The sequence below is a fragment of the Flavobacterium sp. KMS genome (assembly GCF_000813005.1).
Lineage (GTDB): Bacteria > Bacteroidota > Bacteroidia > Flavobacteriales > Flavobacteriaceae > Flavobacterium.
Genome location: NZ_JSYP01000001.1, coordinates 191,422 through 204,382, shown reverse-complemented (window position 1 = coordinate 204,382; position 12,961 = coordinate 191,422). Strand labels below are relative to the sequence as shown.

Sequence of the window (12,961 nt, the reverse complement as noted above, 5' to 3'; positions counted from 1 at the left end):
GCATATAATAGCTAAATTTGCACCCACAAAAACAACAACACACTTATGTACAAATTGCTTATTCGTCCGATACTTTTTAGGTTTGATCCAGAAGAAGTCCATTATTTTACTTTTTCATTTGTTAGATTTATTTCAAAAATACCAGGAGTTTCATCGATTATAAAAGCAATTTATAAAGAAAATGACCCTCGATTAGAGCGAGAAGTTTTCGGGATAAAATTCAGTAATCCGGTTGGTCTTGCAGCAGGATTTGATAAAGATGCTAAACTATATAAAGAACTTTCAGATTTTGGTTTCGGATTTATAGAAATAGGAACTGTAACACCAGTAGGACAAGAAGGAAATCCTAAAAAGAGATTATTTCGTTTAAAAGAAGATCAGGCAATTATTAACCGTATGGGATTTAATAATGGTGGTGTTATCGAAGCTGTAGAACGCTTGAAGCAAAATAAAGGAGTTTTAATTGGTGGAAACATTGGGAAAAACAAAATTACTCCAAATGAAAATGCAGTCGATGATTATATCATTTGTTTTGATGCCTTATTTAATCATGTAGATTATTTTGTGGTGAATGTAAGTTCTCCAAACACGCCAAACTTAAGAGCGTTACAAGATAAAGAACCATTGACGCAATTATTGCAAACGTTACAAAATAAAAATCTAACGCATGCAAAACCAAAACCGATATTATTAAAAATAGCTCCAGATTTAACCGATGAGCAATTATTGGATATTATCGATATTATAAAAACGACCCAAATTGCAGGTGTAATCGCAACCAATACTACTATTTCCAGAGATGGGTTACAATCGATAAATAAAGAAGAAATGGGAGGTTTGTCGGGTAAACCGTTAACCCAAAGATCAACCGAAGTAATTCGTTTTCTTTCTGAAAAAAGCAACAAAGCATTTCCTATTATAGGAGTAGGAGGAATTCATACTGCACAAGATGCTATCGAAAAATTAAATGCAGGTGCAAGTTTGGTTCAGTTATACACAGGTTTTATTTACGAAGGTCCAGCTTTGATTAAAGAAATAAACAAAGAGATTTTAAAAGGTTTGTAATAACATAACTTGAGCGATCAAGCCAGTAAGTAATGCAATACCAAAGCTTAAAAGAGTTCCTATAAGAACATATTCTGTTAGTTTACGATCTTTGGCTTCTTTCAAATCGCCAAACCTGAAAATAGATTTTGCTGCCAGTAAAAAACCAATGGCTTCAAAATGTCCGGTGATTATAAAACAAAATACAAATAGACGTTCTAGTATGCCAATGTAATTTCCTGCATTGGCAAGAGAATCGTCGGTTCCATTTTTATTTTCGGGAGTCCAAATCGAGATCAGGTTTCTGATACAAATAGAAGTTGGTTTTGTTAAAAATAAAACCCCCGTTACTATAATCCAGAATTGACTGTTAAGCCAATGCAAGTATATTCTTTGCTGACTGTATAAAAATGCAATGGCTATCAAAACTATCAAATGTGCAATTTGGTCACCAATAAACCAAGTTCTTTTGGTAGTATCTTTTTGGAAATGAAGTTTTAAAAAATCAATAAAACCATGTGTTGTTGCTAATAATAGCGCATACCATCCAAAGGACAATTCGCCAACCAGAATCCAGGCTATAATACCATGCAAGGCTATATGTATATATAGGTAAATGCTTTTTTGTTTTTTGGTTTCTTTATCAATAACCCACGAATTAGGCTGAAATATAAAGTCACCAAGTAGGTGTGCCAAAAATAATTTTACAAATAGTATCATAAAGTAAATTCTTTTATTTGTGATCTAAAATATTGGTCTAGATCCATCATTAAATCATATTGTGCACGTTTCTGTCTTCGACTTACGGCTGCTTGGTTAATACCTAATTTTATCCCGATTCCTTCCTGTGATAATGTTGGATTCTGAATTGCAATCACTATAAATTTAGCAGCAGGAACCAGCCAGTTATCCATAAAAGTAAGACTTAAACGTAACATTAAATTGAGTTTTGTATCAAAATCAAGGTTTCCGGATTTTAATGCCAAAGTTGTTTTTTGTTTTTTCAAAGTTTCAAAAAGTTCTCCGGAATTTACAAAAGCAGTTCCGTTACTTTCGGATATTTTCTTTGCTGTATAGGTCTTGTCTCCAAAACCAATACTCATTCTGGCATCCAGTTTTATAGATCTCAAATAGGCTTTTATCAATAAAGTTGCTAATAGAGCTTCTTCAGGATTTTTAATTTCTATCTGGAATTCATCACCACGATAAATCTCCCATTCGCTCGGATTTTTGCCGAATTGAGAAAATAGTTTTTTTAAATTCTCAATCCAATCTTTGGATTTTAGTTGTCTGGAACCTATAATATCCCCTGTGATTACGCTTATCATATTCAAATATAATTAAAAATTAAATAGCTTTTTTGTTTCAATTGGCTACATTTCTTTGGTTTACCTATTATAAAATGTCCCTTCGACTCGGCTCAGGTGGACATATAAAAGTTTGTCAGGCTGAGCGTCCCGATCCCGAAACTTCGGGACGGGAGAAGCCCACATTTATTATAAATGCTCAAATCGATTAACTTTACTCATAGGAGTTTTAATATTACAAATATAAGGAATATTGTTTATTATTACGTTTTTATGTAATATTTGTAGTTATTACTTTTTTATGTAATAAAATAAACGAGGAAGATATTTTTTATTTATATAAAAAAGACAGTAACTTAGCATTCAGAAACAGAACTGCTTTGAGTAAAGAAATTAAGATTATCGAATGTCCGCGAGATGCTATGCAAGGCATCAAAACATTTATTCCTACCAAGAATAAAGTTTCTTATATCCAGTCTTTATTGCGAGTAGGTTTTGATACCATTGATTTTGGGAGTTTTGTTTCTCCAAAAGCAATTCCGCAAATGCAAGATACTGCTGAGGTTTTGGCACAACTAGATTTGTCTCAAACTACCAGTAAATTATTAGCAATTATAGCCAATACACAAGGAGCAGAAATAGCTTCGGAGCATAAAGAGATTCAGTATTTAGGATTTCCATTTTCGATTTCCGAGAATTTCCAAATGAGAAATACACATAAAACTATAGCCGAATCTATAATTACGCTTCAGGAAATATTAGAAATTGCCGACAAAAATAACAAAGAAGTGATCACCTATCTTTCGATGGGATTCGGGAATCCGTATGGTGACCCTTGGAATGTTGAGATTGTTGGTGAATGGACAGAGCGATTATCCAAAATGGGCGTGAAAACACTCTCGCTTTCTGATACCGTAGGAAGTTCAACTCCAGATATTATTACGTATTTATTTTCGAATTTAATTGCACAATATCCTCAAATCGAGTTTGGCGCACATTTGCATACCACACCCAATACTTGGTTCGAAAAAATAGATGCTGCTTTCCTTGCAGGTTGTCGCCGTTTTGATGGAGCGATTCAAGGTTTTGGAGGATGCCCAATGGCTACCGATAAACTAACAGGGAATATGCCAACAGAAAAAATGGTATCGTATTTTACAGCACAAAAACAAGATACCAATGTAAGAGCTATGAGTTTTGAAAGTGCTTATAATGAAGCGTCTAAATTATTTGGAGCATATCATTAATACATAATTCAAAATAATTTCATGAAAGATTTTGAACTTTGGTTAGAGTTTGAAGAAGTAGATCCAGATAATTGGGAAATAGATAATGAGTTTAGTAATATCCATATTTATATGAAAGATGGAAGGAACTATGGGCTAAATGTTTGGACTTATAATTTTTTGAAAACTATTGTCGAATTAGATAAAAAAGAAGGAAATAATCTTAATGGTTTGTATCAAATTCCACCAGATTTATTTGTCAAGGAGTTAACCCGAAGCTGCATAGAAAAGACAATTTCTGACTTATTAAATATTGGAAATCTTGAAGAAGTCTTGAATCCAAGTATAATAGCGAGAAAAGATTCGGAAGAATAGTTTATCTAACAAAATAAAAAACACCTCATTTCTAAGTAATAACTAACAATTAAAAATCGTTGTGCTCATTACATCAAATTAAAATAATTTTGCAATGAAATTATATCAATATAATATGTTTTTCAGGCTCATAATCGTTGCGTTATTGTTTTGTTCGTGCGCTAGTGATTTAGATTTTGACCAAACCAAAGATCTTAAATTAGAGCCTGTTTTTGTTGCCAATTTAACCTATTTTGATGTTAAGGCAAATACATTTGTTGATAATGGAGAAGAACAAGATGTTGTTTTTAACGTGCAGGATTTCGATGTGTTTAGAGATAGTTTTTTTAGAGACAATTTAAAGAAAGCCGAGTTCAATTTCGAAATTGATAATACGATTGCTAGAGCCTACATAGTTAATTTTGTTTTTCTTGATGTCGATAATCAGGCGGTTCATCATACCGAAATAGATGTTCCAGCTTATACAAACACACCAAATATTGTAAAGTATACAGATGTTTTTGAAAATGAGACATTAGATTTATTAAAAAAATCAGTTAAACTAGAAATAGGAATTACCATGTTGCCAGGAACTCCATTAACTCCAGATAGCCCAGGAAGATTAAAATTACGTTCGGGAGCAACTGTTTACTTCGAAATAAAATGAGAAAAATCTATTTAATTTTCTTGTTGGCAATGACTATTTCAGGATTGGCACAGAACAAACAAGTGTTGTATAATTTCTCTTCAATTCCGCAATCGTTGCTTGTAAATCCAGGAACAGATATTTCGTATAAGTATTATTTTGGAGTCCCATTGTTATCTGGTATTTCGGCAAATCTTGGTTCAAGCAGTTTTTCGGCTTACGATTTATTTGCAAATAATGGAGTCGACTTTAATACCAAGTTGAGAAATGCAGTAAACAAAGCGTCCAAAAATGATAAGGTTTCTGTTAATCAGCAAGTCGAATTGTTTTCAGGAGGATTCAAGGTTGGAGGCAGAGAAAGTAAAGCTTACGTTTCATTTGGAGTGTATCAAGAAGCCGATTTTTTTATGTATGTACCTAAAGATTTGGCATTATTAGCATTAGATGGAAATAAAAATTATATCGGAAAATCGTTTGATTTAAGTCAGTTAACCGCCAAGGCCGAAGTAATTTCTGTTTTTCATGTAGGATATCATAAAAAAGTAAGTGATAAATTAGTTTTAGGAGGTAGAGCAAAGTTGTATTCTAGCGGATTAAATGCGACCACTACCAAGAATTCGGGATATATTTATACAGGAAACTCTAATACAACAATGTATAATCAAATTATATCTTCTAATTTAGAATTAAAAACCTCTGGAATTGCCGAATTTCGTAAAGATGATTATAATGGAAGCGTAGCTTCGGATATTGCAAAAAACACTTTTTTGGGTGGAAATTTAGGACTTGGTTTTGATGCAGGAATAACCTATTATCCTAAAAAAAATATTCAGCTCACAGCAAGTGTAATCGATGTTGGTTTTATTCGCCACAGCAAAGATGTCGAAACGATTACTTATAAGGGGTATTATCAATATGAAGGAGTAAATCCTAATTTTACCAATCCCGAAAAACCAGAAAATGTATTCGATGAGTTCGAAGCAGCAATTCCGCGTGACACAGTTTATGGTAAATACACTACTTGGCGACCAGTAAAATTTAATGCATCATTTCAGTATTCTTTCGGTGAATCCAGATCCGACGAAGAATGTAATTGTGTGTCAAAAGGAGAAACTGAATATCTTAATGGGGTAGGAGCGCAATTATTTGCAATGTCTACACCAAGAACACCATTGGTAGCTTTGACGGCTTTTTATAGACGTACTCTTTTTGAAAATCTTCAAGTAAAAGCAACTTACACCATAGATTCTTTTTCTTCAAAAAACATAGGATTTGGACTTTCAACAAATCTGGGTAAGTTCAATTTATACGCCATGGTCGATAATATTCTGGAATACAAGGATATCACAAAAGCCAATAGTGCTACGTTTCAATTTGGACTTAATTTTATTTTTAAAGAAAATTCTGAATACTATTAAGTTATTTTTTATAAGAAGCTAATCCGGCTATTCGCTATAATCTTTATTGTTTTAAAGGAAAACAATAAAGGATTTCCGCTGCTATCCGGGCTAGGAACGAGGTAGATTTCAGGAGCTTTTTTTAATAGAGATTAACTATAGGAATTTATCCCGAAGCGTCGGGACTAAAAATTTCTGAATAGTATAATGTAAAAGTTTTCAATTTATTCACTATATTTGCACGCAATTCAACTAGAAATTGCACCATGATAGCACACAACTCCAAGATTATCGGCGAAGGTTTAACTTACGACGATGTATTATTAGTACCTAACTACTCGAATGTGCTTCCTCGCGAAGTGAGTATCCAATCAAAATTTTCTCGAAACATTACACTGAACGTTCCAATCGTATCTGCTGCTATGGATACCGTTACCGAAAGTTCAATGGCAATTGCTATGGCGCAAGAAGGTGGAATTGGTGTTTTGCATAAAAACATGACCATCGAGCAACAAGCTGCCAAAGTACGTAAAGTAAAGCGTGCTGAGTCAGGAATGATTATCGATCCAGTTACATTACCATTAAGTTCTACAATTGCAGATGCTAAAATGGCAATGAAAGAATTCGGAATTGGTGGAATCCCAATCGTTGACGAAAACAGAATCCTTAAAGGAATTGTTACCAACCGTGACTTACGTTTCGAAAAAAATGGAACAAGACCAATTGTTGAAGTTATGACAAGTCAAAACTTGGTAACTGTAGCCGAAGGAACTTCATTAGAGCAAGCCGAAGTAGTTTTACAAGGTCATAAAATAGAAAAATTACCAGTTGTTAATGCAAACTATGAACTAGTTGGATTAATCACTTTTAGAGATATTACTAAACTTACCCAAAAACCAATTGCTAATAAAGATGTTTTTGGTCGTTTAAGAGTAGCTGCCGCAATTGGAGTTACTGGTGATGCAGTTCAAAGAGCAGAAGCATTAGTTGCTGCAGGAGTAGATGCCATTATCATTGATACCGCTCACGGACATACAGAAGGTGTTGTAAATACCTTAAAAGAAGTAAAATCAAAATTCCCACAAATAGATGTAATTGTTGGAAACATTGCAACTCCAGAAGCTGCTAAATATTTAGTAGAAAATGGTGCCGATGGTGTAAAAGTAGGTATTGGACCAGGTTCAATCTGTACAACACGTATCGTTGCTGGTGTTGGATTTCCTCAATTCTCGGCAGTATTAGAAGTTGCTGCAGCAATAAAAGGATCTGGCGTACCAGTAATTGCCGATGGTGGAATACGTTATACAGGAGATATTCCTAAGGCTATTGCTGCAGGAGCCGATTGTGTAATGTTAGGTTCATTACTAGCAGGAACAAAAGAATCTCCAGGTGAAACGATTATCTTCGAAGGAAGAAAATTCAAATCTTACCGCGGAATGGGTTCTGTTGAAGCTATGCAAACGGGATCAAAAGATCGATATTTTCAAGATGTTGAAGACGATGTTAAGAAATTAGTTCCAGAAGGAATTGTAGGTCGTGTTCCTTACAAAGGAGAATTAAACGAAAGTATGCTTCAGTTTATCGGAGGACTTCGTGCAGGAATGGGATATTGCGGTTCAAAAGATATTCCGACATTACAAGAGTCAGGACGTTTTGTTAGAATCACTTCTAGCGGAATCACAGAGAGTCATCCTCATAACGTTACAATTACCAAAGAAGCTCCAAATTACTCAAGATAATCAAGAGATTTCTATATAAAACAAAAGGCATAAGAAACTAAAATCTTATGCCTTTTATTCTTTTATTTAACTTGGTGTAAATACTCTTTTACTATATTGTATTGTCTATTCTTAATTGTTATTTTATAATCTCCTTTGCTCAAGATTAGATTTCCTATCTGGTTTTTATCTGAAATTTCGATTATATCAGCGGGAATCCCGTTTTGTTCAAATTCATTATTTCTATATGCTAAAACTAATGCCGGATATTCGGTTATTATAGAATTTGGAATTTTATATGTTTTTCTTTCTCCGGATAAAGTTAACCAATTCGGTCTGCCATTATTATATTTGGTAATAGGATGTATTATGGAGCAGTCAATTTTTGTATCGTTGTTGATTTTTCCGTTAAATGTTTCACCATTGTCATTAATCATAATCACAGGATAATCCAGATTAACCATTTGGATGTAAGGATTGTTAAGCTTTAATTGTCCTCTCTCTGAACTTGAAATTTGATCAATAGTAAAGGGGTTTATCCCAGTCATTTCGGTTAATCTTCCAGCCATTGCTTTTTCCCAAGATTTAATTCTGGGAACACCTTCTATTAAATGATCATATCCACAGTAAATTAGAAACTTAGCGTTTGGATTTGCTTTTATTATTTTAGAAATGTTTAAAGCTTGTTCTATTTCTCTTTCTTTTCCTGTTATTCTTTTTTCAGAAGTGTATTCGTAATTAAATAATGTAAAACCAATTTTTATCGCTTCGTGTATTAGGTTGGCAAATTGTGATTCTTTGGTGTAAAATCCAGTTTTTTCTATAGCAAATTTAGTTGTATTTATTAAGCTATCCGAAAGCGCTTCTATGCCTAAATAACAATAGCCATTATTATAAAGTTCTTGCAATAAAGAAGTGGTAAATACTCTATGTCTTGAATTATTGTGAGCTTCATTTATTATGACAACTTGCTCACTTTTAGAACGATTTATAATATATTCTTTTGCATTTTTTGGTTTAAACGATTTAAAATATAAACTATCCTCTTTTGTTATTTTTGGTATTGTAGCTCCGTTTTTATCCCAAGCTTCTAGAGCTTCCTGATAGTAGCCACTCATAGAGTAAGAAACAGCTCCTGATTGATATTTCCATGCGACAGTATCTTTTTCAATAGATGTATTTATATCTTCTTTAAAATGATAAGTCTCTTTTTTTGGTTGTGAAAATAAGTTAGCAGCTGAACATATAAGGAATAAGAAGATAGTTGTTTTTTGTTTCATTAAGATTTACTGATTTAAACTAAAATTACTATTTGATTGTAATATTAAGATATTCTTACGGTATAAATGATTCTACTTAAGATAAGTATATCATTATCGTATCATATTTTAAAATAGTAAATTTAGTTTTTTATCTTAATAAATAATTTACAAGATGAGTATTATATTAATTTAACCAATCAACAAATTCGAGGTAATTGTTCCCCAATTAATGGAGATAAAACTCTTTTACCGCCAAATGCACTCTCGGTGATAATTTTTAAAGGATGATCCTCGGTTATAAAACCTATGCAAGAAGCATAAGGGTCCGTTTTTTGTAAAATTGCTAAAGCTCCGTCTTTAATTTCAGCATCAACAATACACACAAATATGCCTTCATTGGCAACATACAAGGGATCTAAACCCAGTAATTCACAGGCACTATTTACTTGATTTTCTACTTTTATATTTTCATCATAAAGATTCACTCCAAAATGGCATTCAGTTACAATTTCGTGTAATACCGATGCTAGACCTCCACGTGTTGCATCTCTTAGAAAATGAATTTTAGCACCATATTTTTCTATTAATTCAAGTGTAATTTCGTTTAAGTTTGTGGTGTCACTCAATATATCACTGTCAAACTGAAGACCTTCTCGTTCCGACATGATTGCCATTCCGTGTGATGCTATAGGACCATTTATAAGTATAGCATCGTTTTTGAGAATATTTCCAATTTTTATATCTGCTTTTTCATGTACAATTCCAACTCCAGAAGTATTAATGTAAATTTTATCTCCTTTTCCTCTTTCAACTACTTTAGTGTCTCCGGTAACAATAAAAACGCCAGCTTTGTCGGCAGCCGATTTTATAGATTTAATAATCTGGGTAAATTCGTCTAAACTAAAACCTTCTTCAATTATTAATGATAAAGAGAGATATTTAGGAATTGCTCCACACATAGAGAGGTCATTTACGGTTCCGTTTACAGCAAGCTCTCCAATGTTTCCTCCTTTAAAGAAAATGGGAGAAATAACATAACTATCAGTAGAAAAGGCAAAATGTCCATGTAAATTTATAAAGGCGCCATCATGTCGAACATCTAAAATATCGTTTTTTAAAATCTTTAAAATAACATCATTTAATAATTGCGTCATGTGTTCTCCACCGCTTCCGTGATGTAGATAAATTGCTTCTGAATTTTTAGAATTATTCATTTTTAGAATTTAAATTTCTTCCCCCATTTCCTTTAAAACTGCCATAGTACGTTTGGCTTCTTCTTCGTCTATAATACCTATAGCAGCACCAACATGTACTAAAACATAATCGCCTTCTTTTGCTTCGGGAACAAGCGTTAGATTGACTTCTTTAATAATTCCTTCAAATGAAACGTTTCCAATTCTAAAAGTTTCATCGAGTTGCATTGTTACTTTTTTAAGTTGACCAGGGACTGCTAAACACATACTATTATTGGTTTATTGATTGGGTTAAATAGGTATACCATGCTTCTAACCCTTCTCCAGATGTGGCCGAAACTTCAAAGAATTCTAATTGAGGATTTACTTTTCTGGCATATTCTTTTAATTTCTCTAAATCAAATTTTAAATATGGTAATAAATCTATTTTATTGATAATGCATATTTGCGAACCATAAAACATATCAGGATATTTTAAGGGTTTGTCCTCACCTTCGGTCACAGATATAATTACAATACGTTTAGATTCTCCTAAATCAAACATCGCTGGACAAACTAGATTTCCAACATTTTCAATCATCATAATCGAATCTTGTTTAGGTTTCAATTCTTTAACAGCTCTCGAGATCATTTCGCTATCAAGATGACATCCTTTTCCAGTATTTATTTGAATTACAGGAACATTAAGTTTGTGAATCCTGTCAGCATCATTTGTGGTTTGTTGATCCCCTTCGATAACTGAAAAAGTTATTTTACTTTTTAAATCAGTAATTGTTCGCTCCAGTAATGATGTTTTTCCTGATCCGGGAGAACTCACCAGGTTGATTGAGAAAATATTTAAAGCTTCAAAGAAACCTCTGTTTCTCTCGGCAGTTAATTGGTTTTTATGTAAAATATCTTTTTCTAATTGTATCACACTTATCTCGTGACTATGATCATGACTATGACTATGACTATGATGGCTGTGGCTATGATTATGGTCATGAGTATGTTCGTGGTCATGTTCATGATCATGTTGTAGTTCATTATCATGATGGTGATGATGAAAATTACTATTGCTAGAATGATTCTGTTTTTCGCCCATTTTAGTATATCTTATTTCATTCTCATCAGAGCTACATCCGCAGGTGGTACACATAATTTTCTATTTTATAATTAATTTTTTAATTTTTAGTTCTTTCCCTTCTAAAATTTCTTTAAAAGGACTGTTGCAATTGGGGCAGGAATCAAATATTTTTTTGATAATAAAGGTGTGATTACATTCTGCGCATTTTGCCCTCCCGACAGGTTCTTCAACAAATAATTTGGAACCATCCAGCACACTGTTATTAGTGCACAATGGCCATACGAAATGAAAAGAATCCATCTCGACGCCAGATAATTTTCCTATTTCGAGATAAATTTCTAAGACCTTTTTTCCTTTTATTTTCTCTACTTCTTGATGAGCAGTTTTTACAATAGAGGAGACAATAGAAAGTTCATGCATATTGAATTTGCTTTTAGGACAAAATTTAGGGATCAATTTAAGTTTATTAAACCTTTCAGAACATGATAATTATCATAAAATTGTAGGAAAAATAAAATAAAATTTGAAGTATTGATATTTAATGAAAGTATTGGTCTGCAATGTTGAGTATTCTAAATCAAATAGACCATGAAGTGTTTTAAAAACTAACTTAAGGATGGAGGATAAAGTCAAAAAGAATGAGACCTATTATAATAGTATCGAAAGACAAGGTTATAGTAGGAGAGATTTTTTAAAATTTGTAGCATATATAGGAGCATATATGGGTGTAGAAAGTTCTGCAATAGGACAGATCACAAAAGCATTAGAAAGGACACCCAGATTACCCGTTATTTGGGAACATTTTCAGGAGTGTACCTGTTGTAGTGAGTCGTTTATTCGTTCGGATCATCCTATTGTTGCCGATATTATTTTAGACAAAATATCATTAGATTACACGCTAACGCTAATGGCCGCTTCTGGGCATCAAGCCGAAGCAGCTAAACAAGCAACAATGAATAAATACAAAGGAGAATACATTCTTTGTGTTGAAGGTTCTATACCTCTTGGTGCCGACGGAAATTATTGTTGTATAGGAGGCCGTAGCGCTGTTGATATACTAAAAGAATCTGCTGCAGGGGCAAAAGCGATAATTGCTTGGGGAAGTTGTGCAACATCTGGTTGTGTACAAGCAGCAAAACCGAATCCTACAGGAGCAGTACCTATAAATAAAATCATTACCGATAAACCAATTATCAATGTTCCGGGATGCCCTCCTATAGGAGAGGTAATGGCTGGTATTATTGTACATATTGTTGCCTTTGGGAAATTGCCAGAACTAGATAATGCAGGTAGACCAAAAGCATTTTATTCTAAAAGAGTTCATGATAGTTGTTATCGCCGACCTTATTTTGATGCAGGATTATTTGTCGAAAATTTTGATGATGAGAATGCAAAAAAAGGATATTGCTTATACAAAGTTGGTTGTAAAGGACCTAGTACCTACAATGCTTGCGGTAATATGAAATGGAATGGAGGAGTAAGCTACCCAATTCAATCCGGGCATGGCTGTTTAGGCTGTAGTGCCAAAGATTTCTGGGACGCAGGAAGTTTTTATTCGAGAGACTCCTCTGTATCAGCGGGAGATATAGAAGCAAATGCCGATACAATAGGTAAAATTGCCCTTGGGGGAGTTGCTGCAGGTATTGGGGTTCATGCCATCCTTTCTAATGTATCAAAACGAAAAGAGCTAAATCAAAGAATTAATCAGGCAACTGAAAACGAAAAACACTTAGACGATTTATAATCTA

Annotated in this window: 14 protein-coding genes; 7 read left to right on the top strand and 7 right to left on the bottom strand. The window is 33.3% G+C overall.

Annotated elements, in window-relative coordinates; all coding sequences use genetic code 11:
• Positions 1–45 precede the first annotated feature (45 nt).
• The gene (locus tag OA93_RS00830) at positions 46–1,065 is read left to right on the top strand and encodes a quinone-dependent dihydroorotate dehydrogenase (protein WP_039111185.1); all 1,020 of its coding nucleotides are present in this window, start codon (positions 46–48) and stop codon (positions 1,063–1,065) included.
• Here the strand turns inward: OA93_RS00830 and OA93_RS00825 are convergent.
• Positions 1,051–1,764: a DUF3307 domain-containing protein gene (locus OA93_RS00825; RefSeq protein WP_039111184.1), complete on the bottom strand. Its 714-nt coding sequence runs from the start codon at positions 1,762–1,764 to the stop codon at positions 1,051–1,053. The genes OA93_RS00830 and OA93_RS00825 overlap by 15 nt on opposite strands.
• A complete protein-coding gene (locus tag OA93_RS00820) occupies positions 1,761–2,372 on the bottom strand; it encodes a hypothetical protein (RefSeq protein ID WP_039111183.1) in 612 nt (203 codons plus the stop codon). Before OA93_RS00820 ends, OA93_RS00825 begins: the two co-directional genes overlap by 4 nt.
• Positions 2,373–2,731: 359 nt before the next feature.
• On the opposite strand from OA93_RS00820, the gene OA93_RS00815 reads away from it, so the two are divergent.
• From OA93_RS00815 to guaB, 5 genes are all read left to right on the top strand, one after another.
• Positions 2,732–3,598: a hydroxymethylglutaryl-CoA lyase gene (locus OA93_RS00815; RefSeq protein WP_039111182.1), complete on the top strand. Its 867-nt coding sequence runs from the start codon at positions 2,732–2,734 to the stop codon at positions 3,596–3,598.
• A gap of 21 nt (positions 3,599–3,619) precedes the next feature.
• Positions 3,620–3,952: a hypothetical protein gene (locus tag OA93_RS00810; RefSeq protein WP_039111181.1), complete on the top strand. Its 333-nt coding sequence runs from the start codon at positions 3,620–3,622 to the stop codon at positions 3,950–3,952.
• A 94-nt stretch (positions 3,953–4,046) separates the two neighbouring features.
• Positions 4,047–4,598 carry a hypothetical protein gene (locus OA93_RS00805; protein WP_039111180.1) on the top strand — a complete coding sequence of 184 codons (552 nt, stop codon included), beginning with the start codon at positions 4,047–4,049 and terminating at the stop codon, positions 4,596–4,598.
• Positions 4,595–5,995: a DUF5723 family protein gene (locus tag OA93_RS00800; protein ID WP_039111179.1), complete on the top strand. Its 1,401-nt coding sequence runs from the start codon at positions 4,595–4,597 to the stop codon at positions 5,993–5,995. The genes OA93_RS00805 and OA93_RS00800 overlap by 4 nt, the downstream gene beginning before the upstream one ends.
• Positions 5,996–6,240: 245 nt before the next feature.
• Positions 6,241–7,713 (top strand): IMP dehydrogenase, encoded by a 1,473-nt coding sequence (gene guaB, locus OA93_RS00795; RefSeq protein WP_039111178.1) that lies wholly within the window; start codon positions 6,241–6,243, stop codon positions 7,711–7,713.
• A 62-nt stretch (positions 7,714–7,775) separates the two neighbouring features.
• Here the strand turns inward: guaB and OA93_RS00790 are convergent, their stop codons facing one another.
• From OA93_RS00790 to OA93_RS00770, 5 genes are all read right to left on the bottom strand, one after another.
• Complete coding sequence (locus tag OA93_RS00790; RefSeq protein WP_039111177.1) at positions 7,776–8,972, bottom strand: hypothetical protein; 1,197 nt, start codon at positions 8,970–8,972, stop codon at positions 7,776–7,778.
• 179 nt (positions 8,973–9,151) lie between these two features.
• Positions 9,152–10,168, bottom strand: a complete 1,017-nt coding sequence (gene hypE / locus OA93_RS00785; protein WP_039111176.1) for a hydrogenase expression/formation protein HypE — start codon at positions 10,166–10,168, stop codon at positions 9,152–9,154.
• A gap of 9 nt (positions 10,169–10,177) precedes the next feature.
• Positions 10,178–10,414: a HypC/HybG/HupF family hydrogenase formation chaperone gene (locus tag OA93_RS00780; RefSeq protein WP_039111175.1), complete on the bottom strand. Its 237-nt coding sequence runs from the start codon at positions 10,412–10,414 to the stop codon at positions 10,178–10,180.
• A 4-nt stretch (positions 10,415–10,418) separates the two neighbouring features.
• Complete coding sequence (hypB, locus tag OA93_RS00775; protein WP_039111174.1) at positions 10,419–11,285, bottom strand: hydrogenase nickel incorporation protein HypB; 867 nt, start codon at positions 11,283–11,285, stop codon at positions 10,419–10,421.
• Between the two features lie 6 nt (positions 11,286–11,291).
• Positions 11,292–11,633 carry a hydrogenase maturation nickel metallochaperone HypA gene (locus OA93_RS00770; protein WP_039111173.1) on the bottom strand — a complete coding sequence of 114 codons (342 nt, stop codon included), beginning with the start codon at positions 11,631–11,633 and terminating at the stop codon, positions 11,292–11,294.
• A 196-nt stretch (positions 11,634–11,829) separates the two neighbouring features.
• Between OA93_RS00770 and OA93_RS00765 the strand changes: the two genes are divergently transcribed.
• Positions 11,830–12,957, top strand: a complete 1,128-nt coding sequence (locus OA93_RS00765) for a hydrogenase small subunit (RefSeq protein WP_039111172.1) — start codon at positions 11,830–11,832, stop codon at positions 12,955–12,957.
• Positions 12,958–12,961: the final 4 nt, after the last annotated feature.